Genomic DNA, 24,323 nt, shown 5'->3' on the forward strand with positions numbered 1-24,323 from the left:
GTGGGTGCGTAGGTATGAGTGCCTGGTGTGGTGTGTGCGGCAGCATGAATGCTAGTGTTCTCTAATTAACAAAAATAGGCACAAATATAATACACGCCGTTGCAGGCGCGCACTTCGTGACGCTTTGATATATTGAGTCACGTGGAACAGATAGCTTTTCAGCATGCACAGGAATTCGGATTCCAACCAGGAGACATTGTGCAACAATGGCTCTGGGACGACGATGTTGACGAAACAATTTGCGAAAGTATCGAACAGCTTACCGGCGAAGAATTGGTAGACGAAGATTACGATGCTGCTGTTGATGGCGTAATTATTTGGTGGCGTGACGGCGACGATGAAGACGAGCTTGCAGACACCATTATGGATGCCACAAATATGCTTGACGACGACGCTCCTATGTGGGTTCTAACACCTAAGCCTGGACGCGAAGGTTCCCCAAGTTCTAGCACCGTACAATCTGCTGCAAAGACGGCCGGAATGAACGCCGCAACACCTTTAACTGTAAGCGCAGATTGGAACGGTATTCAGTTGCGCGCCTTCGGTAAAGGTCAGTCTAAGTAAAACTGAGTAGTTTTGGTCGAAATCTTATACAAAAACGACCTAAACTACTCAGTCTTGCGCTGTTTTTGTCGGAATCTTACGAAAAAACGGCATAAACTACACACGATTGCGCAGTTTTGGTCACTTCACGCTCTTCGACATGTTGTTGTGACCACGCCCGCGGCTACTTACGCGTTCGCGGATAGATTTACGCTCGGTTTTACGCTCAGATTTACGATCTACTTTGCTCTCAGCTTTACGCTCGGATTTGCGCGCACCACTGTGACCATGCCCACCGTGTCCGCGCCCGCGCCCTCGACCGCGACCTTTGCGCTTCTGCTGCTCAGGCTCCGGCATGCTCCAGCCTTCCTGAAGCTCAGCCGCATCTCCCACAATCTCATCTAAAACAGGCGATGCAGGATTTACGTCTTCCGCTTTAGCGTTAATTCCGGCTCGACGAAGCATAGTGTGCGCCGCGCGCTTCTGATTAGGCAGCACAAGAGTAACAACATCGCCTTCCTCGCCTGCACGAGCGGTACGGCCCGAACGATGCAAGAACGACTTCGGGTCTTCCGGCGGCTCAGTTTGCACAACCAACGCAACGTCACTAATATCAATGCCTCGCGCCGCAACATCCGTTGCAACCAGCACTCGCACCAAGCCTTCCGAAAACACAGCTAAATGACGATCTCGCTGATTTTGCGACAAATTACCCTGCAAATCAACAGCAGGAATACCCTGTTGCACAAACTTTTTCGCCATATTCTTCGCCTGATATTTCGTGCGCGTAAAGAATATGGAACGCTTGCAACCGGAAGCAAGCTTTCGCAAAACCTCGTACTTATCTCCCGCAGACACGGCAAAAATATGATGCGTCATAGTGTCAACCTGCGAATCAGCATCGTCAACCGCATGAATCACAGCGTCAGGAAGGAATCGATTCACAAGAGTAGAGACTTGCTTGTCTAGCGTGGCAGAAAACAGCATGCGCTGACCGTTAGGATCTACCTGTTCAAGAAGTCGCGTAACAGCCGGCAAAAAGCCCATATCAGCCATTTCATCTGCCTCGTCAAGCACGCTAACCATCACTTTTTCAAGAGTCAACGCGCCCTGTCGAATCAAATCTTCCAAGCGACCAGGGCAAGCGAGCACGATTTGCGCACCCTGCTTAAGCTGCGATACCTGGCGCTGGTATCTAACTCCGCCATACACTGTCACTGTGCGCATTCCGTAAGCCGCTGCAAGAGGGGCAATAACATCATCAATTTGATGCACAAGCTCTCGCGTTGGAGCCAATATCATTGCGCGAGGAGCTGGAATATCGCCACTTTCGTTTTGGTTGCGCTTTTTGCCTGTTTTAATTAGATCGACAAAATTTTCTGCCAAGCGAGCAACAAGTGGAATAGAAAACGCTAAGGTTTTGCCGCTTCCTGTGCGGCCACGTCCTAGAATATTCGCGCCTTGCAAAGAATCCGGAAGCGTGGCCTGCTGGATTGGAAACGCTGTGGTTTTGCCATCCTCACGCAAGACTTCTACAAGAGGATCTGGCACGCCAAGCTGCGTAAAAGTTACGTCGTCGCTATAGTTTTCGCGCGATTCTATTGCAGAATCTGGGATAATTACTGAATTTTTAGAAGATTTATTGTTTTTAGTGAAATCTTTCTTACTATTTTCTTTTTTAGTGAAATCCTTTTTAGCGAAATCCTGCTCAGCATCGCGAATTGCAGTCTCCTCGTAGCGCAAAGCTTTCTGACGCGCCTTTTCACGCACCTTTTCCGCCTTACGATTGCGCTCTCTGCGCGCATTAAATTCGTGATTATTCTTCGCGCCTCGCTTTTGATGAGACGCAGCATTATGAGTATGCGGCACAATAGCCTTTCGTAAAATATGTGTATTCAAAACTTAAATTTCAAACCGTGAACTAACTGAGCCTAGCACACGCGCCGCACAATCACAGCATTTGTGGTCAAACTCAGCCAAAACAACAACAAAAGCCGGAAAATTTCCGGCAAATTTTTACCGCAAGTCAAGAAAGATACAGTTTATAGGCAAAAAACCAGACGAAAAAGCCCCACCGTGAAGAATCACAGGTGAGGCTTTTTTTGTACCTACTTATGCGATTAAGTAAGCTGGCGAAACGCACGCTATTACTTAAATTCGCACTTAAATTCGCGCAATTTTCGCAGCTTGACTAAAAGCTTTGCAGGCTTTGCAGGTTTGGCAAGCTTTGTAGGCTTTTCAGCAGCTCGCCTAGTTGTTGCTATTGCGAGAAGTACCGCGGCGCTTAGTCACGAAGAACGCAGCACCAGCCGCAGCAACAGCAGCAAACAAGCCGAACACAGACACGTCACTACCAGTCTTGCTAAGCTGAGACACACCACCACTCTTCAACACCTGAGCGCGCACAGAAGCACGAACCTGAGCCGCATGAGCCTTAGCCTCAGCCAAAGCCTTACGAGCAGCAGAAAGGTTATGAGCCGCAGCATCAACCTGAGCCTGAGTTGCATTAGGATCAGCAGCAACCTTCTTAGCCTCAGCCAAAGCAGCATCCAAAGCCGCCTGAGCTTGAGCCACTTGAGCATCAGCCTGCTTCACAGCCGGCGAACTTTCAACAGCAGCATCCACAGCAGCAGAATTTGCGCCATTACCAGCATTATTGTTGGCATTACCAGCGTTACCTGAGTTTGCGCCAGCACCAGCATTATTAGAGCCAGTGTTACTGTTGCCAGCGTTACCGTTACCAGCATTACCAGGCTGAGAATCAGCTTCAGCACTATCAATCTGAACGTTCAACTCGCCCTTATCCACAGTAGTAGGCGCATTATCGTTCACACCAAAACCAGCTTCAGAACCAGAGCCAGCATTACCAGAGCCAGCATCACCAGTTCCAGCACCAGGCGTTGGCAATGGGCTTGGAATTGGCGAAACAGTGCCATCATCAAGCCACGCATAACCACGCAAAGCCGCAGCAGCACGACGCAAAGCCGCAGCAGCAGCATTCACCTCATCCTGCGTTGCATTAGGATCACCGTAAACGCGACGAGCTTCAGCCAAAGCCGCATCATAAGCATCCTGCTTATCCGAAGACGAAATCAAATAAGAAAGATAACGCCCGAAAGTATTCGCCTTAGAAAGCTCAGCAGCCAAATCCGTCTTATCAACAGCAGAAGGAATTGGGGTCGGCGTTGGTGCCGTAGCAGAGCCGTCAAGCTCGTTATAAGCCTTCTGCAAAGCCTTAAAAGCATCATCCAAAGCCTTCTGCTTATTCTCCTTGGTGTCAAGATGATCGTCTTGAGAAGGAGTCTTCTTACCAGTCAGCTTATCGATAAGATCCTTAGCAGCTTGAAGAGCATTATCAAACGCAGTCTTCTTATCTGGAGAAGCCTTTGTGTACTTTGCTTCACCTTTAACAGCGCCATCCTTATCAATCTCCTCTTGCAACGGCTTAGTGTTTACGCCGTCCAAAGCAAGGCGAGCCTTAACAAGCTTGTCAAGCGCTTCGTCAACAACCTTTTGCGCGTCCGCTTCCTGTTCTGGAGTGCGCGGAGTAGTGTCTGGCTTCGCTTGATTTGCGTTATCTTCTTTAGCAGTCTTCAAAGCATCTTTCGCATCCTTCAAAGCCTTGTCAAAAGCGTTTTTATTATCTTGAGAAGATGTGTTGTAGATAGGATCACCAGGTGTAGCTGGCTTAGCGGGATCGGTTGGATCGGCCTGCGTTGGCTTAAACTTAGAGTCATTATCTACTTCAGCCTGAAGCGCATCGGTACTAACGCCTGCGCCTTTAACTTTGTCATCGATTGCCTGCATGGCCTTAAGAAGATCCTTATACAAATCATTAACCTGATCCGCGCCCTTGGCGTCGCCAGTTTTCTTAGCTAGAACGGCACCAGCTGCGTTGAGCGCATGATCAAACGCATCCTTCTTAGCATGATCAGTAGAATTCTTATACTTCTCGCCCTTAGCGAACTCATCAGCTGTCTTCTTCAGGGTTTCAAGGCGAGCCATTGCGGCGTCGGCTGCAGTAGCATTGGCAAGCGCATCATCGATGTCGTCCTTGCCAGTGTCGGGATTAGTTTTTGCATCTGTATAGTTAATGATATCTTTATACGCTTGCTTTTGAGCATCGTTCAGATGAGTGAGCTTGTCAATCGCCGCAAGCGCATCTTTAATCTTCTTGGCCTTCAGAGCGCGATCAGCAATACCCGTTGGGTCGCCGAGCTTAGTGGCCTTATCAATGGCCTCAATAGCCTTCTTCTTATCAGCTTCTGGAAGATCACTATCTTGAATGCGCTTCGTCTGAGCTTTCTTCTCCTCGTCAAGAGCGTTATTATCATCGTTGGTGTTGCCAGACGTATCGCGCGTGCCCTTAGCGTCTTTGATTGCTTTGTTTGCCTCATCAAACGAGGTGTTCACGCCGTCAACAGCAGTTTTGATCTCAGAAGGCTTGGTTGCCTTACCAACGTTTTCCTTAGCAGTGTTGATTGCAGCAACAGCAGCATCATACTTTGCTTTAGCTGAGTTCTTTTGCTCGTCAGTCAAAGCGTTATAGGCATTATCAAGCGCATCTTTCTTAGCATCGAGTTGCCTGTTAGCGGCATCTTTTGCTTTTTGCTCATTGAGTGCATTGGCTTGCTTTGCTGCAGCTACTTCATTGTTGAGTTCCTCAGTTGTGGCTGCAGGATCCTTCTTTGCAAGAGCAGTTTCCAAAGCGGTAAGAGTTTGATCCTTACCAGGAGTTCCGCCAAGCAACTCGTTAAGAGCAGCGTCGTCGGCGTGAGTAGCCGCGGTATTGTTCTTATCACCTGTACCATGGTCGAGGAATGGAAGCGCACCCTTGGCAATGTCACCTTGCAACGCACCCTTGGCGGCATTAATCGCCTCGGCTTTTTCCAGAATCTTCTGAACTTCTTCAGGTGTTGTTGCACCATCAGAATTTTGTGGCGTATTGTCACCGTTGATCTGCTTTTTTAGTTTGTCCTTTTCTTCAGGAGTTAGATTACCGAGGTTGCCAATCTTTTCGGAAGCTTTCTTTTTCTTATCGTTCAGCTGATCGCTATTATGCTTATCCTCTTCTTTTTGCTTCTTGTCTTCGGCTTCCTTCTTGGCAGCACCACCGCCCTTGTTTTCGGTTATGGTTTGCGCCTTTGACGGATCATTTTGGTTATTTTTGCCCTGCTGAGCAGCAGTTTTCAAAATCTCTTTGATCTTGTCGGCAGTGGTCGCGTCGCCAATTTCTTTTTTGTATTGTTCTTTCTGCTCTTTCGTCAAGTTAGGATTACGATCGATTTGCTGCTTAGCATCATCTTTCAGCTTCTTCAACTCATCGCCCGACGGTGCTGGCGCAGGAGCTGCCTTCTTCTTGAAGGTGACGCTAACAGTAAATGTAGTGTTGTCTTTGCATGTAACAGTTAACGTATTTCCAGTACCCTTTGAGATGGTAGTGATGCCAACAGGATTCTTAGTAGCATCATATGGCTCCATGTCAGCAGTACTAGACTTTGGCTTAAGAGCAGAAGTCATTGAGTATGTAGTACTATTTACATCACCAGCGCCAGTGTAGTTGGCATCAAGGAATGCCTTAATAGCCTTCTTAAAGTCTTCATCAGTTGGATTAGAAGCGTTTTCAACCTCAACATCTGCAGGATTGTTATACTTGCGAGTAACCTTTGTGGCTTCGGTAAGCTGTTGAATAAGCTTACGAAGAGCAGTCTTGTTCTCAGGAGTATCAGTCATGCTATTTATATCAGCAGGATACTTACTTGGATCAGTAATACCAACCCTCTTAAAGTCCCTATCTGTAAGCTGTTCAGTACCATTCTTCTGATTCCAAAGCGCAAGAGCCTGTTTCTTCAACTGATCAAAGGTGTTGTCTGTAGGAGTTTGAGTCTTTGCTACATAAAGATCTTTCAGAGGAACATCAAACAGTTTCTTCGAACTATTCTCACCAGTTTCAAAACCTTGAACAGCTATACTTCCATCTGTATTAAGGCTAAACGATACTACACCAGCGCCATTATTTTGGTTTTTAACATAACGCTGCATATTCGTAACACCCGATACAGGCTTATCATTTTCTTTAAGAGTATAAGCAGACGTAGCCTCTTGATCGGTTATATCCACATTATAGTTCTTCTTCATGAACTTCTTAAACGCCGCAATCTGATCTAGTGGCGAAGGAGAATTCACGTTATCTACTTGTACTGGGTCCACATAATACTGATAAGCAGTCATATTACCTGGATGATGCAAAGTGGTATCCGGAGCCGGCTTCTGACTAGCAATCTTCTGCTGGAAGAACATGCTCATCGGATAAGTCTTATCGTTGTATCCGCCTGCTTTAAAAGTGACTGTGCCAGCGCCAGTGGAATCGACACCATATACAACAGTTACACCGCTAACTGCACTACCACTTTCAGCATCCTTAGCATAACCAGCCAATACATTCCTAACATTTGTAAGCTGTGTATTATTAGCTCCAGCAGTAGTTATTTCCTGCTGCGAAGTTTTGAACGGATTGAAGTTTACCTCAAAAATTCTAGTAGGAGTTACTTTAAACTCCTTCTTAGCTTCAGCAGGAGCAGGTGGTTCTGTAGTTTGCTTCGCTTTTTCTTTCAGGTACTGCCAGGCTTCGATAGTGGTTGTTGAGCCGTCTTTCCAGGTGATTGTTGCGGCTCCTGTGCTGGCATCTACCGTAACAGGCACGTTATTGCCATTTTGAGCCTTTGCCTCGTCATATGGCGTAATGCCCTGATTTGCCGTATCAAAAGCAGATACTATCTTATTTATTTCGTCTTGATTAAGCGACTTCAGATTCTCAACCTCAATCGCATCAGGCACAACGTACGGCGCCCAATCGGCGATGGTTGCTCCCTGGCACACCAGATTAGATGCGGGAATTTCAAGCGTTGAACCATCCTGATACGTCACAACAAGCTTCGTGCCGTCGTCATTGAACTTGATTCCGTCGTTGCCCTCTTTAAGATGTGCGATGAAATCTGTATTGTGCATGTTCTTTTTCTGGAACGCCTCAATAACAGCCTTTTTATCATCAGCGGTCAACTGAGACGGCTTCACCACAGGCGTGCGCGCGGGCATGTTTGGCTTGTACTTATCTCTATCGGATTCATTCTTAGCAACAAGCAAGTTCGCAGGAATTGTGCGCGTGGTCTTGTCTTTAAAGGTGATAGTTGCTACACCTTTATCTGACACTTCCACTTTATCCACTAATTCCGAATAGTGTTTCGTATCTTTATTGACGTCTGCAATTTTCTCTTTAATCTTATTTTGCTCGTCGGTACTAACACTGTTGAGATTTTTCACAAGTGTCACATCAGGATACTTAAGCGTCAAATGATCCGCAATCTTTGGCGTATTATGCTTTTGTCCAGCCGCATAATGCCAGTTACCTGCAAAACGGTAAACGCCAGCCACGAAACGAAGCGGATTAGTATCGCGCTTCTCCCAAGCCTCCTTGGTCATCTCGGCAACGTAGGTCATATCGTAAAAACGCTGCCCCGCAGACTCCCAGTCTACGAAAATGCCTTGCAAGCCAGCGGTTTCGTTCTTGTAACTGTTCCACTGACTCTCCGTATTTCCAGCGTTATCGTACTTTCCACCATTAAGACCAAGCAGCTGCTTCCAACCCTTGCTGGCAAGTACATTATCGCCTTCAAAATAGAAATTTGAAATACCATTCCAGTCTTTAGGCGTTGGGTATGTTTTCTGCGAAACTTGGCCGTAGCCTTGAGCATTCGTGAAGGTAAATTGCGAGGAACCTGCAGGCTTAAATGGATTATTACCGCCCTTAGTCAGCTTTTCAACGCGTGTATATGTGATATTTTGTACGTTTGTGAGACCCTTAGGAACGCCGTACCACCACATAGGACGGAATCGCCAGTCGTCCGCTGTGCCATCTTTTTGGTTGCAATTAGAAAGATAATGAACGCGAACAAACTTGCCAAGCGGATCTTTGCCTGTCGCACCGCCCGCCTTAGCATTCTTAAGCGTATCGTAATAATCCACCTCAATGTGGAAACGAGCTTCGCTATAGCTTGCGTCTGTTTTATAACCGTAATAAATATTGTTTCCAGTGCCGTCTACATAACCGTCAGCGTATGCAGGAGTAGAAACGAATACCCCCCCCCGAGCACCATAGCACCTGCAAGCATAGCTGCGCACACGCTCTTAGAAATCGGTGCATACTTAGCATTTTGAGCAGACTTTACTAAAGCAGCAAAATTATTCGCTTCATTAATCTTCTTCATTTTTTCTTCACTCCGTTTATTCGACTACCGCTGCTTAATGCGTATTTCGGCAGCAGTAGAAAAATTAGCGTTTATAATAATAGTCTTCAACCGCAGTATAAATGCTTTGGTTATGCCTTGTTTATAACAGCTATAACATTGGTTATAACTTTGACTATAAGCCAAACGTCTTAATACTGCGGTTGAAAATAGTACAGTGAGTATAATACTCAAAATTTTATAAATTTCAAGTATTACAATCTTGTGATTTTCGTCACTTTACACGCAAATCAGCAAATCAGAAAGTAAGCAATCCGACGAGTACATAACCCGACGAATAAGCAAAATCAGCAAATCAGCGCGTAAGCTTTCTGTGCAAACGATGCGGGCGAGCAGCTTCCTCGCCAAGGCGAGCAATCTTATTCTCTTCGTAAGCCTGGAAGTTACCTTCGAACCAGTACCATTTTGCAGGATTCTCGTCGTCGCCTTCCCACGCAAGAATATGCGTAGCAACTCGGTCAAGGAACCAGCGATCGTGCGAAACCACAACAGCGCAGCCTGGGAACTCAATCAGAGCATTTTCCAAACTTTCCAAAGTTTCAACGTCCAAATCGTTCGTAGGCTCATCGAGAAGAAGCAAGTTTCCACCCTGCTTAAGGGTCAAAGCTAAGTTCAAACGGTTACGCTCGCCGCCGGAAAGCACTCCCGTAAGCTTCTGCTGATCCGAACCCTTAAAACCAAAGCTTGCAACGTATGCGCGAGTAGGAATTTCAACGCCTGCAACTTCAATAAAATCAAGTCCGCCGGAAACAGCTTCCCACAAGTTCTTATTAGGATCCAATCCTGCACGATTCTGGTCAACGTAAGAGATCTTCACAGTGTCGCCAACAATAAGCTCGCCGCCGGAAAGCGGCTCCAAGCCAACAATCGTCTTAAACAGCGTAGACTTACCAACACCGTTCGGACCAATCACGCCAACAATACCGTTACGCGGCAAAGTAAACGACAAGTCGTCGATTAGCACACGGTCGCCAAAAGCCTTGTGAATATGCTTCGCTTCCAAAACTTGCGAACCCAAGCGTGGACCTGCTGGAATCTGGATTTCGGAAAAATCAAGCTTCTTGGAATTGCGTGCTTCCTGCTCCATTTGATCGTAGCGTTCCAAACGAGCCTTGTTCTTTGCTTGGCGAGCCTTCGGCGAACTACGCACCCAGTCAAGTTCGTTCTTCAAACGCTTAGCAAGCTTGGCATCCTTAGCGCCCTGAATTTCCATACGCTTGGCCTTGGTTTCCAAATACGTGGAATAGTTGCCCTTGTATGGGTAAAGCTGGCCGCGGTCAACTTCGCAAATCCACTCTGCAACGTTGTCCATAAAGTAACGGTCGTGAGTAACAGCAATAACAGCGCCTTCATACTTGTGTAAGAACTGTTCCAGCCAAAGAATTGACTCCGCATCCAAGTGGTTCGTAGGCTCGTCCAAAAGCAGCAAGTCTGGAGCTTCAAGCAGAAGCTTGCACAATGCCACTCGCCTGCGCTCACCACCAGAGCACACAGAAACAGGAGAATCCGGGTCTGGGCATTGCAAAGCATCCATTGCCTGCTCAAGTTGCGAATCCAAATCCCAGCCGTTTGCAGCATCAATTTCAGTCTGCAACTTGCCCATTTCTTCCATTAACGCATCAAAATCAGCGTCAGGATTGGCCATTTCTTCGCCGATTTGGTTAAAGCGCGCTACTTTTTGCGCAATCTCACCAAACGCCATCTTAATATTTTCGCCAACTGTTTTAGTTTCATCCAGCGGCGGCTCCTGCTGCAAAATACCTACCGTGTAGCCCGGAGTCAAAGAAGCTTCACCGTTTGTAACATTTTCCAATCCGGCCATAATTTTCAGCAGCGTAGACTTACCCATGCCGTTCGGGCCAACAACACCAATTTTTGCGCCCGGAAGGAAGCTTAAAGTAACGTCGTCGAGAATTACGCGATCTCCATAAGACTTACGCGCTTTAATCATCTGATAGATAAATTCAGCCAAAGTAATATACCATCCTTATAAACGTTGAAATTCCAGCGTTTACTGCTTTATGCAAAGCAATAAGTTATTGAGCGAAACTAAATAGCATCACGTAAAACTAAATAGCTTTACGTAAAACTAGCATGTTGCCGGAGTACGGTCAGACTTTTTTGTAGATTCTGCACCATCTTCCGGCGGCAACTGACAAAGAAATTCGCCCAAAATGCCAACAAGCATATCTACAAAGCAAACGAATCCTGCAATAGAACACTCGCGCACAACAACAGAATTATAAAATACCATTTCGCTGTTCGGCAAACTCATTAGCAACTGGCCTATATACCAGCCAGCCAAAATAGATCCAGCCATTCCCAATGACTTCGACAACATCAAAGCGGCAACAGCAAACTGCGGGCTTGTATGCTTATTGTTTTTCTTAGCTTTTTCACTAACACTTAAGTGAGTTTGCAAAGCCATAACAAATGTTGCAACACCGGCAACTACCATAATTGATATAACAACCCACGGAGCTCCGGCAAGAGACATAGCACTAGACTCTGTTGACGACACAAGAAATGCGCCTAGTACAAAGCCAAACAGCAGACCTAATACCAGATACCACCAAGGTGTGCGATACGCTTTCATTAATAATCATCCCCTAAAAGCCATTGATCTGAGTATATACCAACAGTTTGAGTATCTAAAGCAAGAGCTAAAGAATACGAAAGCGGGTTGTGATCCAAAGCAGCGTCCGACTCAATTTGCATCCATGGCATAAGTTCAGGTGATTTAGGATCCACTGTTACCATTTGCGCAATTTCTTGCGGCAGCCCTTCCGGATTTATTGATTCAGTTTCCGTAGCAGGTGCTCCGTATGAACGAGAGCCTAGAACGCGAAGAGTTATTTTGTCTTTATCTGAACAAGAAACAATACGAACTAAGCGCAACATTTCATACTCGTCTCTAGTTGAGGAAAGAAGGAAAACGCAGGTGTAGTAGTCAGCATCAAGCGCATTCGCAACATATAATGCGGATATGCCGTCTACGCGAGTTTCTCCATCTTGCTCAAGAAGTGCAACTATTTTCAGCATAGCAGAACGCGTAGCATGATTGGCGACACCCCTCATTGAGATTACCAAAGTTGTGCGCATTTGAAGCGGGTCTACGTCGAAAAATCGGTGTCTTTCTTCAATCGCAGCCATTTCGTTTCCTGGATTATTTAATTGGTTTTCGCAAAGATTTTCGCCAGTATTGTCACAAGTATTTTCACAAGAGTTGTCAGCGTTTACAGCCTCGCCTTCAGCGTTGCAAGACTTACTTGCAGCGTCATCTTCTGCAGAATTACCCATATAATCTTCAGCTGCAGCATTCGCAATATCTATAGCTGCTTGAGCCGCTGCAGCAGCTTCTGCATCTTCAATACGCTTATTTTCTTCTTCGTTCTGTTCTATAAGCGTACGGAAGTAGTCTGCATTCGGACTATCTTCTAAATCATCAATATCAACTTTTCCGCTTCTAACAGCAACATGCGCAATACTTTCGGGAACTGCTCTGTTAGACATGTCGTACTTTCTTTTAGCAACACGATGCACAGTAACAGAAACGTCGTCAACTTCGCTTTGCAAACCGTAGTAGTTGCTGCGAACAGAAGCGCGAACAGTAACATCTGCTTCAACAACCTGCCATGTGCGCATAACAGAATCCGCAACCTTATTAGTCATAAGCTCCAAGGCGATCGACGGATGATCTTCAATTTCATCATCGTGCTCGCACTGCCTTAACGAAAAAGCAAGACGATCTGTCAATTGAGGAATATCAATTGCATGAGTATCGTTACCAGCCAACGCCCTGCTCAAATCAACTTTTAGAACAGCATCAATGCGAATGTTCGTATACAAGCCAATAACAATGTCGTTAACATTAGGCCTCACGCCGTTAAGCCGTATAAGGCTATAACTATTTTCTTCCACTGCTTTTCTCCCCGCCTATACGAGAAAGCGCACAATAGCAATATTTACGCTTGCTGTTGTGCTGCTTTCTCAGTTTTAATATTCGATTTTTACTTTTTGGTTTTACTTTTGATTTGCGCTTTTGTTTTCGACTTTGTTTTCAACTTTGTTTGCGCAAACCAGCGTTTTGTTACATTCTACTAGATGCAAAAAGAAAATACCTAATTTTACTCAGATTTTCCTTCTACATTTCGTCTTAAACTTTCCGGAATTTCCACAGGCGGAATATCTGAATCCGGACGCTGATCGTTAGAAAGCCAAAGAGTACGCTCCGGAGCCTTGCGAATCTTACTAAAGATTTCCTTAAGCTCCTTCTCGTTAAGCGTTTCTTTTTCAAGAAGCTGACGAACCAGCTCGTCTAAAACGTCGCGATTATTGTTAATAATCTCCCACGCTTCAGTATGAGCAGTTTCAATAAGCTTATGAACTTCCTCATCAATAACTTCAGCCGTGCGGTTCGAGAACTTGCGTGGCTGCAAAGAGTCAAGGGATCCGGAAGCGTCATCGTCCGCGTCCATCCACTTAACTGCTCCAAGCTTTGCAGAGAAACCAAACTCCACAACCATCTTGCGAGCAATAGCCGTAGCTTTTTCAATATCGTTAGAAGCTCCGGTTGTTGGATCGTGGAACACAACTTCCTCAGCCGTACGACCGCCCATAGCATAAGCCATTTGATCAAGAAGCTCGTTTCGCGACTGGGAATAACGATCCGTAGTTGGCATAACAGCCGTGTAGCCAAGCGCGTGGCCTCGTGGCAAAATAGTCACCTTTGTAACAGGATCCGTATTATGCAAAGCCGCAGCAACCAAAGCGTGACCACCCTCATGGTAAGCGGTATTACGCAACTCGTCCAAAGCCATGCCCTTAGACTTCCTTCGAGGGCCAGCCTGAACGCGGTCAATTGCCTCATCAATAGCGCGATTATCAATGTATTGCGCGCCAGAGCGAGCACAAAGCAAAGCAGCCTCGTTAAGAACGTTAGCTAAATCTGCACCTGTAAAACCAGGAGTGCGCACAGCAACCATATGAAGATCAACGTCTGGAACGAAAGGCTTACCCTTTGCGTGAACCTTCAAAATTGCTTCGCGGCCTTCCAAATCAGGAGCTTCAACAGCAACCTGACGGTCAAAGCGGCCAGGGCGAAGAAGTGCAGAATCGAGCACATCCGGACGGTTAGTTGCGGCAATAATAATCAAATTAGTGTCGTTGTCAAAGCCATCCATTTCCACAAGCAGCTGATTAAGTGTCTGCTCACGCTCATCGTGGCCGCCAGTCATGCCGCTTCCGCGACGACGACCAACAGCATCAATCTCATCAATAAAGATGATTGCAGGAGCGTTCTTCTTAGCTTCGTCAAAAAGTTCACGAACACGAGACGCACCCAAGCCTACGAACATTTCCACGAAGTCAGAACCTGCCATTGCGTAGAACGGCACTCCAGCTTCGCCTGCAATAGCGCGCGCAAGCAATGTTTTACCAGTTCCTGGAGGGCCGTAAAGAAGAACGCCTCGAGGAATACGCGCACCCAAAGCCTTGTAGCGCGAAGGATCCTTTAAGAAGTCCTTAATCTCCTCAACCTCTTCAACAGCAGCCTGCTCGCCAGCAACATCTGCAAACTTAGTCTTAGGAGTTTGACCTTCAACAAGCTTTCCGCGACCGCGACCGCCGCCCATTCCAAGCATTCCGCCGCCGGCGCCACCAATGCGACTAAACATGAACCAAATCATGCCAAGGAAGAAAAGAATAGGCACAAGCGAAGTTACAAGATAGGAGAAAATTCCGGAAGATTGCAAGTTTGCAGTCCAACCATTAGACGGCTTAGCTTTTTCAACTTCCTGAATAATCGACTTACCTTGAGCAATAGTGTAGTAGAATTGCACATCCTTGCCGTAATCATGCTTCTGCTTATCTCGCTTATTATACTTACTAAACTTTTTGTCGAGAGTAAGCTTCACAAGCTGCTTGTTATCAATAATTTCGGCATAGTTTGCTTTATGCGAGCGCAATAATTCAATACCGTCTTGGGTATCAATAGTTTGCGAACCTGTTTTTGCAAACATTTGGAAGCCGACCACAGCAAGAAGTACTAGCAGAACAATCCACGTCCATGGAGACTGCCAGATTGGGCGACGAGACTTATTGTTGCCATCATTGCCGTCATTGCCGTCATTATTGCCTTTATTGTTGTTACGCTGGCCGTTATTTCGAGAATTCCTAGGATTTAGCGGGGTTAAGAACGGATTATTTCCGTTATTTCCGCGCCCAGGACCACCCATTGGGCCTTGCGGTGTCATAGGAGAAGCGCCCATGTAATAAGGCTCCTTTCAAACTCCCTAATTTCTATAAAAATTCAGGTAAGAATTTTGAATAAAGAATAAAGTAAGCTCTATACACAAAGCTTAATTGCCATAAACAGATGGCTTTAATACTGCAATACTATTGAGATTGCGGTAACGTTCGTCATAGTCCATGCCAAAGCCGACGACGAAAGCATCCGGAATTTCAAATCCCGTGTAGTCGATTTTAACGTCAACTTCGCGGCGAGCTGGTTTGCTTAGCAGCGCAAAAACTTTAACGCTGTTAGCTCCGCGACCCTTCAACTCGTTTACCAACCAATCAAGAGTTCGACCGGAATCAACAATATCTTCAACAATAAGAATATCTTTGCCACGAACATCCGTACTTAAATCTTCACGAACCTTAATCTGCCCGCTAGTTTGAGTACCACTGCCGTAGCTTGACAAACTCATAAAGTCCATTGGCGCATTAACGCTCAGCTCTTGAGAAAAAACAGCAAGCGTATTAACAGCGCCTTTAAGCACTGCTACGAGCAAAATATTACGATTTTTGTAATCTTCGCTCACTTGCTTTGCAACCTCACGAATACGCTTCATAAGGTCTTCGTGGCTGATCAATTCATAGTCAATGTCATCTCGTATATCTGCAACTTGCATGTTCACTATCTTGGCATAAACGAATGACGATGTTACGAGCGTGCCGCAACGCTTCATAATGATTAGGTAACGAAATAGGCTTTTGTCCGTGCCAATTTACGCTAAGTTCGTCGATTGCTTTTATGTGACTTGACGAAAAACGCAGTAAAAGCGCTGTTAAAGCTCTTGCTATAACACGACGGCGAATTGAAGGATGATACTGCGATAATTTTTTTGCATCCAAAACTATTTCTTGAGATTTTTCGTTAGCTTGCAAAATAGTTTCATAAGCTTCGTCGACTTTAGAATTTATGTAGTCAAGATCATCTTGAGCAAAATCGGCGCCTCGGGAAAGTATAGTCACCATATCTGCTTGTAAAAAGCGAGAAATATAAGGCATAAGAGTGTGTCTAATCCTAGAGCGCAAAGGGTAATTTTCGCAAAGTTCAAGATTTTGTGCAGACGTGTCTCCATTAGTAGGATCATCCCACCAAGAAATTCCCAAATCTTCACAAATTCCAGTAGTTTGATTGCGAGTAAGCTCAATAAGCGGACGCGCAAAACGCACGTTTTGGCGCAAAGTTACAGCTTTCATACCAGCGACTGCTTCTAATCCTGCAGAATCTTTTAATCCAATAAGCACTGTTTCTGCTTGATCGTTAGCAGTGTGAGCTAGTAGAACTACGGCTGCTTTCTGAATTTTTGCGACTTCAATAATAGCTTCGTAGCGCGCAAACCTTGCTGCAGATTCTTCACCTTCGCCAGAATCTTTTACTTGAACAGACTTAATAAAAACGTATTTTTCTTTTATTCCAGCCTGAATACAGCGTTTAGCAGCCTCGAGAGCAACTTGGGTTGAATTAGGCTGAATATGGTGGTCAACAATTACTACGCCGCAACGAAGCCCTCGAGACGCGCAAACAATAGAACTAAGCGCTGTAAGAGCAAGAGAATCCCTGCCTCCGGAGCAAGCTACAAGAACTAGAGGAGCATCGAGTGCAGTCTCATGCGTGCCGTGCTCATTAAAACACGAATCCTGGCTTTGAAGCGAAAGCTTGTCGAAGCAACGATTTATTGCGCCGATTCCTGCGCGCATACAAGACGAGTAAACCATATCGTCTAGTTTAGCGCGATTAGTAGCAGAAAATAACCAAGCAAAATATTAAATATTAGAGGTTTGGAAGCTGAGCCATGAACTTGTTAATCGCCACAAAGGCTCCCCAAAAATCGTAGGGTTGATTTGCAACAACAGCGAAAGTTAAAACGCCACCGCTTTTTCGAGATACGTTTCCAGACATGGAACTTACTTCGCTTAAGGAACCGGTTTTTACGCGCAAAAGTCCTGCAGCGGACTCATCCGCCAAACGCTTTCGAGAAGTGCCAACTAAGCCCGGCAATGACAATCCTTCAGAAGAAGCAGCTCCCCCAGAATCTGCCTTAATATTTAGCACCTGAACTTTTGCCAAAGCTGTAACAAGAACATGAGATTTTGGAGATAATCCCGAGCAATCAGACATATGCAATCCGCGCGTGCTGATTTTAAGCTTATGCAAGCCCTCTTCTACAGCCTGAACTGCACCTTCCGGAGAATTGCTTTTATGAGACGCAATAGCAGTTAAACGGCCAAATTCTTCCGCCAACGTGTTATCTGAAAGTCGAAGCATATAAGACATAACTTCATTAAGAGGCGCTGAAGAAACTTGCGCAAGAAGACGCGAATTTTCGGATATTAGCGGGCGCGTTTCGCTTACTTCAATTTCGGGATTTTGAGAATCTTCCGACTTATTTTCATCTTCGGAATTTTTGCTATTATTCGAGGAGTTTTCAGTAGAATTTTCCGCTTTTTTATCTGTTTTCTCGGAATAATTTCGTACTTCAATTCCTTGCTTAATAAGCAACCTTGCAAAAACTTGGCCTACGCTTAAAGCAGGATGAGGATCCGAAAGCGGAAAATCTGTTATTGCATCGGCATCAATACCAAGAATTTGAAGATCACGCTGTCGAGCATCATCAATAGCCATAGACGAAGTTTCGGCATAAAAACGGCGTTCAGTATCCGTTTCATAAACAAGAGCAGGAGCGCGCTTTGCACCAAAAAGCGAATCATCAAGCGAAAGAGAAACTTCGTGAATATTATCGAGCTTTAAGGCGGCTGCAGTTCTTTTAGCTAAAGTTGTTAAACCAGCCCTACCGTTTACGTGAGACCAGTCGTTTTCACCAACCCCAAGAAGCATATCACCATTGCCGCGAAGCACAATTTTACGTAAGTTTGAGCCTGATTTTGAGCCGGAAGATTGCTCAGAATCTTTAGCTGATTTAGGCAGCAAAAATACTTGAGTATCAAGAGTTGAACCCATATCCAAAGTTCTTGAAGCAACGGCTGCAGTTAGGGTTTTAAGAGTTGACGCAGGTTCTCGAGGAGTATTCGCTTCGTGAGAAGCAATCACACTTCCATTAGCATCCATGATTACTACAGAAGTATTATCACTTATTGAAGGATCAGCAATTAAAGCGTCAATAAGCTTCTGAGATTGCTCGCGATTAATAGGCTTTCCGTAAGTTGCACCTTTTGCTAAAGAAGGAACACTAAGCAAAGCGCGCGGAGAAGACACAACAGTTGATTTGTGTTGCAAGCGCAAAGTTAACGGACCTGGCAAAATATCGCATACGTCAAGCGAAACATAAGTAACCATAATCACAAGGCTAAGTATTGCAGACAAACTTGCAATAAGAAAACGCCAACGAGATGGATACTGGCTTCTTAAAACCATAGCAGCATATTTGCTTGGTTTTTTAGAATCGATTTGTTCTAAAGAATCGCTCGATTTTGGTGCACTCGCATTAAGAGTATTTAAGGCATCGTTTGAGCCTTTACTACTTTCCATGCGAGCACACCTTTAAATCGATTGCAAATACCGCGCTTAACTATACATTGCGCTTGCAACAAAGCGTGCGTAAATTACGCAGTAATCGAGGCGAATCTGCGCAAGTTTTCTACAATGCGAATTATGCGCTTATCCATTACTTTGCCACCAAGAATTACGCCAACAACCAGCACAATTGCGCCGTTCACTATGAACATAATGCTTGCAATCCACAAAAGATTCGGGTTAATAGCCAAAAACGCCATAGCTGCAGCAATAGATGGAATCATGCATACTGCAGCAAGAAGCGTAAAACCTATTGGCGCAAAGGATCTAGCGCCTGCAGAACCTTGCGGCCTAGAAAATGGCTTTTCAATTGATGCCACAGGGTACATTGCAATGCACGAAGAAACTGAGCCAATACCTATGGAAGCAAAAGCTACTCCGATTGGTGAAAGAATCTGGAACATAAACGCATTTACACTTTGTTGAATATTTGCTACAAAGAAGAGGAAAACGTAAAATCCTACTCCAAGAAGAACAAAATACACAACACAAATCACGGACCAAACTATTGAATGCGCTAATCGATCGTTCACGCCTTTTACGCCAATAATCGCGTGCATAGTAAAAGCTGTGCCATCGTATGCAATATTGTTTCCAACAACCATGCCAATCATCAAAGCAGCATACATAAGCCAGCCAGATACGCCTAAACCATCTGCCAAACTCTCAAAGCCTATGCCACCAGCAACACTTGCAGTTGGAACTATCAGCATAAAAAGAGGCATAAGAAGCAAAAATAGTTGGCGCATATCTCTTCTCATAACGCTAATAATTCGCGCAATAATCGCACCGACTGTGTTGTCTGGAACTGCTGCAAATAAGCCAATTCCTTTAGTTTTAACAACTGTTTTTTGTTCACTGCGCAGTAGCTTAGGTTCTAATTTTGCACAAAATACAGAGATTGCAAAGCAAGCAGCAATTGTTACAACGCAAATAAGGAAGCGAGTAGCAAGGGCAAGCCAATTTCCATTAATAGCATCGAGCGGCAAAGCCATAGCTGCACTTAATGGCGTAAAAGCAGATACAGAGCACAAACTTGAGCTGATCAAAATTTTATTTGGTGAACTACCATGCCCGTTCATTGATGCAACAAAAATCATGTACGCTATAAAAATAGCAAAGTAAAAAATGTTTCTTGAATGCTTGTTTATTAAAATAGTGTCTAAAAGTTCAATAAGCATTTTGCTTAAAGACACGATTGTTGCAACGTAAAGCGGAGCCGCGATTACGCTTACTAAAACTGGCACAATTCCAAAGCTTCGGTACGCTAAAGACCACAAAACAAGCGCGATTGTGCTGCTTATAGAAAGCGCTCCAAAAAGAGAGCCAAGAAGCATACCAGCTTGCTGCTTTACGTAAGGAATACCGTAAAGCGCAAAACTACGCGACTTTAGTGTTGTGTCACTTCCAAACATAAACAGGTTTATAAAAAGCGTAAAAATTGACACAATAGACGCAACCATTATTGGAAGAGCTTGGAATTCCTGCCAATTTTTAGTATCTGGAAGCATGCCTGGATCAAGATACTTTCCTGCTTCCCAACCTGCAAAACCAAGAGCGCATATAAGCGCAAGTCCAAAAACAATTGCTATGCCAAAGCCGATTTTTTGCCAAATCGACTTTCGCATAACAGAAAAAGTAAGCGCCCAGCGAAGGCGAACCATTGTAAAAATCATAGACATGATTACTTACCGCCTTTCGCTCACGCGTTGTAATTACTTGCGATTGGTGTTGCGCTATTGCCGCCGTTAAGCCAGTCAATGCGCGCAGCAGCGTGGCGTCCGCCAACAAGCTCCATAAAGCGATCTTCAAGATTCTTGCCTTGAGCCACCTCTTCAAGAGTTCCAGCAGCTGCAACATGACCTTCGTTAATAATTGCCACGTGCGAGCACATTTTTTCGACTAATTCCATAACGTGCGAAGAAATAATCACCGTTCCGCCAGTAGAAACATATTCGGCGAGAATATCCTTCAAATTTGCGCTAGAAACAGGGTCCACTGCCTCAAAAGGCTCATCGAGCACAAGCACGCGAGGGCTGTGGATCATAGCTGTTGCAAGGCAAATCTTCTTAGTCATACCAGTTGAATAGTCCGAAACCATAGTGTTTGCGGCTTCTGTTAAGTCGAAAGCAGAAAGCAAGTCGTTTGCACGCTTTACGGATTCCGCGCGACTCATCTCGCGAAGCATGCCAGCGTAAGTTAAAAGCTGAAGACCGGTAATCGTCTTAAAAATCTCATCTGCTTGAGGCATTAAACCGATTGCGCGCTTAGCGCTATTTACGTCACTCCAAACATCGTTGCCAAAAATCGAAGCCGAGCCAGCATCTGGCATAAGCAAGCCCGTAAGCATCTTAATCGTAGTGGTTTTGCCAGCACCATTAGGGCCTACTAATCCGTAGAAGGATCCTGCTGGAATGCTCAACGAAAGATTATCTACAGCAACTTTTTTGCCAAAAGTCTTAACAAATCCGCGAATAGAAACTGCTTGAACTTCTTCGCTGTCAGCGGCGTAAGTGTTTGCGCCAAAAACTGGAATGCTACCAGCAGAAGCACTTTCTGAAGCACTGCCAGCAGGATTTGCATAAGGAACAGAATCTACCATAGAAACCTCGCAAGATACAGATAAACGCACGCATTGCGCCACATTAATTGCGCAATCGCACGTTTACACCAGGGCTTCTATTATCTCACACTCGCAATTTTTGCGCAATCGCGCCACAGCAAGCAAGAAACTCGCGCCACACTAGAGAATTTGATTCTTTCGCTCAGTGACCGGTGTGCTGAATCGGCTTCCACTCGCTCTTGGAGAAAATAGCCTGGAACGCAATAGGCACGTACGAAAGCATAAAAATCGGGAAGCTAAGAGCGTACGCAAACAGCTCCTTATTCGTGGCCCCAAGCTTATCGTGCTCAACTAAAATCGTAAGAGACACGAACACCATCATTCCAAAAACGCTTGTAACAGTAGTGGTTATAAGGTTTAGCGAAGACTCTATTTGACTCGTCCACGTTACAAAGCCGAAGGCAGCAAACACGAATCCCAAAATTAATCGCACAATCGCCAACACCATAAACGGGCAAAGCATAAGAGTAAAATCAACGGACGAAAAATCGCGTTCTCGAATACCGTGGCGAATAAGAGCTGCTCCATAGTAGCGGAAGACTTGCAAAAAGCCTTTACTCCAGCGAAGGCGCTGTCTCCAACTTTGCCTAAACGACACTGGCTGCTCGTCGTAAAGCACAGCAGAACCGCAGTAGCCAACCTTGTCTCCGTGAAGAATTGAATCCATTGTAAACTCAAGATCTTCGGTAAGAAGATGGAATTTCCATCCGCGATTTCTGTGCATAATTTCACGCGAGAACATGAAGCCTGTGCCACCTGCGTGACAGCTTGACCCAAAAAGCATGCGCGAATTGTTAGTAAAGCGCGACTCTCGAATAAACCAAAGCGCAGATCCGGAAGAAACCCAATTGTCGGAAAGATTTACGGAATTTCGGTAGCTGGTTAAAATCTGGTAGCCAGCGTGGAATCCCTTATTCATCTCCTCAAAATAGTGAGGATCTAGCTTATTATCCGCGTCAAAAACAAAATACGCGTCATAAACCTTATCCGCACCAATTTTCATAATGTGGTCAAGCAAATAGCTGAGCGCAAAACCCTTGCCAATATGCTCTTTATCGAAGCGCTCGATTACATTGCAGCCGGCATCTCGCCCAACTTTAGCGGTTTCGTCTGTGCAATTGTCGGCCACAAGCCAAATATCAATTAGATTATGCGGGTAGGTTTGCGTTTGAATACAGTGAATAAGATTTCCTATTACAGCTTCCTCATTTCGGGCAGAAATAAGAACTGCGTAATGCTTATCCATTGGAGCGTCTGGAAAAACAATAGGCTTAGCAAATAGCGACGCCACAGCACACACACCCTGGTATACAACGCTGCTTATGCCGATAATTATTACTAATACGTCAAATATTGATAGAAAAATCATTGCTTCCAACCGCTCCGTGGATTATTTTTTACGTTATTTTTTACGTTTTTAGTATTTTTTTCGCTACTAGCACGCTGCTTACCACTAGCTCGCTGCTGGCTACCAGTTAGTTTCTTGTGATTCACGCGCTTCCTACTATTCAAAGCAACATCTTTATTTACTTGATCTAATATTTCGCGCGAAATCGGCATCGTTTCTAACGCATCAAGCTGATCCGAATCAGAAGAAGTTGCGTTATCGTCATTCACATCTTCCGAATCAGCAACATACGCTTGCTTGTACCAGTACAAAATATCTTCATTCATAGAAACGCGCGAACTTGTGCCCTTCATAACACGCTGAACACTATCGCTTACAGGCTTCATGAAGTTGCGTCTAATAGATTCAAAGCACTTTACCATAATCGACTTATGCTCAGGCTTTGGATCGTCCATAAGAGGCGAAGAAACCAAATGATACTGCTTCGTGCAAACCTTAAAAATCGCCTGCAAACTTGCAGTAACCGGCAAAGCCAAGAACGCTCCAAGAGCACCAAAAACAGCGCCCAATATAAGAACAGAAAGAAACGCAACAGCAGGATTCAAATCCATAGTTTTTTCGGAAATCTTAGGAGAAATCACCATATTTTCAATCTGCTGATAAATCGTAATAAAAATTAACGTTGCAAGAGCTGCACCAAAACCTTTAGAACCCCAAGCAAAAAGAATCGGCAACGCTCCACCAAGATAAGTACCAACAGTTGGTACAAATTGCGAAACAATTCCGCAGAACAAAGACAAAGGCAACCAGTAAGGAACGCCCATTATTACGAGGAAAATTGCGATTCCAGCTGCGTTGATTGCGGCTAAAATAATTCGCGAAAACAGGAAGCTGGAAATCTGCTCCTGCACAACCGACCAAATAAATAGGAATCTGCGCTGAGACTGAGGATTCATCCAGCGGCACATGCTTCTGCGCATTTTAGGGCCGGCTGCAGAAATGTAATAAGTCACCATAAGAATTGTGAGCAAATCAAGCAAGAAGGTAAGCACACCCCAAGTGGTATTCAAAGCTTGACCAGCAAAATCAACAACCCAAGAAGTCTGCACATGCTTCAAAATTTCCATACCAAGCTGCTCAATATTCGGCATTCTAAAACCAGTGGAATGAAGCACAAATCCAGCAAACTGATTGTATAAATCTGGCAAACCCAAAGCCATAGAAACAGCCTGCTGAGCAAACAAATTACCAAACAAGCCCAAAAGTAAGCCAATAATAGCAAGAAGACCTGTTAGCGTAAAACCGGAAGCAACACCACGACGCCAACCATGCCTAACTAATTTGATTACAAGAGGCTCCATTGCGAGCGCTATAAAAATCGAAATAATAACGTCGAAAACAATGAAGGAAATGCTTCCCCATGCAAACCATAAGAAAATAGACACAAAAGCAACAATTGCAACGTAAATAAGCGCGCGGCCCAGCCAGTCTGGCGGACGCCTATCGTCACCTTTTGCAGGGAAAAGCGAAGCTAAATCTAACTTATTCCCGCCATGCTCACTTGGATTATGCATTTCATGCTCACGCGGCGACTGAGATTGCGATTGCGACTGCGGCTCTTGATACGTCATACGCACTATTGTACTTGTGCGAACTGATGAACAGTATTTACGGCATGTAACG

14 protein-coding genes are annotated in these 24,323 nt (G+C 45.0%); 1 reads left to right on the top strand and 13 read right to left on the bottom strand.

Annotated features, from left to right (window positions below):
• Positions 1-141 precede the first annotated feature (141 nt).
• The gene (locus HXT35_RS02350; protein ID WP_004127651.1) at positions 142-564 is read left to right on the top strand and encodes a DUF3052 domain-containing protein; all 423 of its coding nucleotides are present in this window, start codon (positions 142-144) and stop codon (positions 562-564) included.
• Between the two features lie 120 nt (positions 565-684).
• Here HXT35_RS02350 and HXT35_RS02355 read toward each other — a convergent pair whose 3' ends face one another.
• The 13 genes from HXT35_RS02355 to HXT35_RS02415 form a co-directional block, all read right to left on the bottom strand.
• Positions 685-2,412 carry a DEAD/DEAH box helicase gene (locus tag HXT35_RS02355; RefSeq protein ID WP_421788376.1) on the bottom strand — a complete coding sequence of 576 codons (1,728 nt, stop codon included), beginning with the start codon at positions 2,410-2,412 and terminating at the stop codon, positions 685-687.
• Between the two features lie 381 nt (positions 2,413-2,793).
• On the bottom strand, positions 2,794-8,721 hold the full coding sequence (locus tag HXT35_RS02360; protein ID WP_421788329.1) for a GA module: 5,928 nt from the start codon (positions 8,719-8,721) through the stop codon (positions 2,794-2,796).
• A gap of 420 nt (positions 8,722-9,141) precedes the next feature.
• On the bottom strand, positions 9,142-10,818 hold the full coding sequence (ettA, locus tag HXT35_RS02365; RefSeq protein ID WP_004127657.1) for an energy-dependent translational throttle protein EttA: 1,677 nt from the start codon (positions 10,816-10,818) through the stop codon (positions 9,142-9,144).
• Positions 10,819-10,935: 117 nt separating this feature from the next.
• Positions 10,936-11,442: a DUF3180 domain-containing protein gene (locus HXT35_RS02370; RefSeq protein ID WP_004127658.1), complete on the bottom strand. Its 507-nt coding sequence runs from the start codon at positions 11,440-11,442 to the stop codon at positions 10,936-10,938.
• Positions 11,442-12,767, bottom strand: a complete 1,326-nt coding sequence (locus tag HXT35_RS02375; protein WP_421788331.1) for a dihydroneopterin aldolase — start codon at positions 12,765-12,767, stop codon at positions 11,442-11,444. Before HXT35_RS02375 ends, HXT35_RS02370 begins: the two co-directional genes overlap by 1 nt.
• Before the next feature lie 206 nt (positions 12,768-12,973).
• Positions 12,974-15,115, bottom strand: coding sequence for an ATP-dependent zinc metalloprotease FtsH (gene ftsH, locus HXT35_RS02380; RefSeq protein ID WP_410313559.1), 2,142 nt, complete (start codon positions 15,113-15,115; stop codon positions 12,974-12,976).
• Between the two features lie 90 nt (positions 15,116-15,205).
• Positions 15,206-15,760: a hypoxanthine phosphoribosyltransferase gene (hpt, locus tag HXT35_RS02385; protein ID WP_004136780.1), complete on the bottom strand. Its 555-nt coding sequence runs from the start codon at positions 15,758-15,760 to the stop codon at positions 15,206-15,208.
• Positions 15,735-16,853, bottom strand: a complete 1,119-nt coding sequence (tilS, locus tag HXT35_RS02390) for a tRNA lysidine(34) synthetase TilS (RefSeq protein WP_308583296.1) — start codon at positions 16,851-16,853, stop codon at positions 15,735-15,737. The genes hpt and tilS overlap by 26 nt, the downstream gene beginning before the upstream one ends.
• Positions 16,854-16,908: 55 nt before the next feature.
• Positions 16,909-18,624 carry a D-alanyl-D-alanine carboxypeptidase/D-alanyl-D-alanine-endopeptidase gene (locus tag HXT35_RS02395; protein ID WP_421788333.1) on the bottom strand — a complete coding sequence of 572 codons (1,716 nt, stop codon included), beginning with the start codon at positions 18,622-18,624 and terminating at the stop codon, positions 16,909-16,911.
• Positions 18,625-18,698: 74 nt separating this feature from the next.
• Positions 18,699-20,351, bottom strand: a complete 1,653-nt coding sequence (locus HXT35_RS02400; RefSeq protein WP_421777509.1) for a hypothetical protein — start codon at positions 20,349-20,351, stop codon at positions 18,699-18,701.
• 20 nt (positions 20,352-20,371) lie between these two features.
• Entirely contained in the window at positions 20,372-21,271 is a 900-nt protein-coding gene (locus tag HXT35_RS02405; RefSeq protein ID WP_050543260.1) for an ABC transporter ATP-binding protein, read from the bottom strand.
• A 163-nt stretch (positions 21,272-21,434) separates the two neighbouring features.
• Positions 21,435-22,661: a glycosyltransferase family 2 protein gene (locus HXT35_RS02410; RefSeq protein ID WP_116794233.1), complete on the bottom strand. Its 1,227-nt coding sequence runs from the start codon at positions 22,659-22,661 to the stop codon at positions 21,435-21,437.
• Positions 22,658-24,214: an AI-2E family transporter gene (locus HXT35_RS02415; RefSeq protein ID WP_421777705.1), complete on the bottom strand. Its 1,557-nt coding sequence runs from the start codon at positions 24,212-24,214 to the stop codon at positions 22,658-22,660. Before HXT35_RS02415 ends, HXT35_RS02410 begins: the two co-directional genes overlap by 4 nt.
• Between the last annotated feature and the right edge of the window lie 109 nt (positions 24,215-24,323).

It is taken from the genome of Gardnerella sp. DNF01141, assembly GCF_049244255.1.
GTDB lineage: Bacteria > Actinomycetota > Actinomycetes > Actinomycetales > Bifidobacteriaceae > Bifidobacterium > Bifidobacterium vaginale_E.

Bases quoted from the DNA above. Each gene is read 5' to 3' on its own strand.
- HXT35_RS02370 (WP_004127658.1), bottom strand. From the start codon at position 11,442: ATGAAAGCGTATCGCACACCTTGGTGGTATCTGGTATTAGGTCTGCTG.
- ftsH (WP_410313559.1), bottom strand. From the start codon at position 15,115: ATGGGCGCTTCTCCTATGACACCGCAAGGCCCAATGGGTGGTCCTGGG.
- hpt (WP_004136780.1), bottom strand. From the start codon at position 15,760: ATGCAAGTTGCAGATATACGAGATGACATTGACTATGAATTGATCAGC.
- tilS (WP_308583296.1), bottom strand. From the start codon at position 16,853: ATGGTTTACTCGTCTTGTATGCGCGCAGGAATCGGCGCAATAAATCGT.
- HXT35_RS02395 (WP_421788333.1), bottom strand. From the start codon at position 18,624: ATGGAAAGTAGTAAAGGCTCAAACGATGCCTTAAATACTCTTAATGCG.
- HXT35_RS02400 (WP_421777509.1), bottom strand. From the start codon at position 20,351: ATGTCTATGATTTTTACAATGGTTCGCCTTCGCTGGGCGCTTACTTTT.
- HXT35_RS02405 (WP_050543260.1), bottom strand. From the start codon at position 21,271: ATGGTAGATTCTGTTCCTTATGCAAATCCTGCTGGCAGTGCTTCAGAA.
- HXT35_RS02410 (WP_116794233.1), bottom strand. From the start codon at position 22,661: ATGATTTTTCTATCAATATTTGACGTATTAGTAATAATTATCGGCATA.
- HXT35_RS02415 (WP_421777705.1), bottom strand. From the start codon at position 24,214: ATGCATAATCCAAGTGAGCATGGCGGGAATAAGTTAGATTTAGCTTCG.